Origin of the sequence: Aeromonas sp. PrichA-15 (assembly GCF_017939245.1) — a bacterium.
Taxonomy (GTDB): Bacteria; Pseudomonadota; Gammaproteobacteria; order Enterobacterales; family Aeromonadaceae; genus Aeromonas; species Aeromonas caviae.
In genome coordinates, this window is the sequence record NZ_JAGKRH010000366.1 from 1 (window position 1) to 341 (window position 341).

At 67.2% G+C, this 341-nt stretch carries 1 protein-coding gene; it reads left to right on the forward strand.

Annotated elements, in window-relative coordinates; genetic code table 11:
* A partial coding sequence (locus tag J9889_RS23240) for a hypothetical protein (protein ID WP_210558370.1) occupies positions 1-341 on the forward strand: 341 nt, incomplete at both ends.

Sequence of the window (341 nt, forward strand, 5' to 3'; positions counted from 1 at the left end):
ATGTCGATGTTCCTGGCCGACGAGCTGCTGCCGTTGATGGCCGGATGCTGGCCCGCCAGTGCCAGCCAGTTGGATGCCAATGCCCGCGGCGTGGCCATGGCCTGGGGTGTTCAACTGCGCGGGTTCACCGCCCAGCAGATCCGCGAGGCGGTGTTGGAACTGGCCGATGACGCCGGTCGTCAGTTCGCCCCACGCCCGGCCGAGGTCAAGGCCACCATCCTGCAGCGCAATCCGGTACCGAAGTCTGCCCCTGTGGGCCGCCAGGTCTCTTTGCGAGCCTGCGAGATGCAGGCGGAGGCCCGTGTCTATGTGCGTGATCGCGAGGTGACCGATGAGGCGGT